The 222-nt window shown below is 39.6% G+C and carries 1 protein-coding gene; it reads left to right on the plus strand.

What is annotated here, in order from left to right:
• A partial coding sequence (locus HMPREF2642_RS11695; RefSeq protein WP_176744843.1) for a hypothetical protein occupies positions 1-222 on the plus strand: 222 nt, incomplete at both ends.

Raw genomic sequence — 222 nt, forward strand, 5'->3', positions numbered from 1 at the left:
AAAATGCCACGTAAAGAGACAACGCCAGAAGCGCCTGATATTGTAGCAAGTGTAGAGCACGCCAATGTCAAGGTAACGCCAAAGGGTGAAGTGACTAAATTAGTCATCAATTATACTAATCCAGAGGATCAACGTGTTACCATTAACGCAAGTAATAATGGAGGAATTTGGTCATTAAATAAAAATGTTTCGCACATAGAGGTAGATGAAGCAACCGGAAAA

Origin of the sequence: Staphylococcus sp. HMSC055A09 (assembly GCF_001809655.1) — a bacterium.
Classification (GTDB): Bacteria; Bacillota; Bacilli; order Staphylococcales; family Staphylococcaceae; genus Staphylococcus; species Staphylococcus capitis.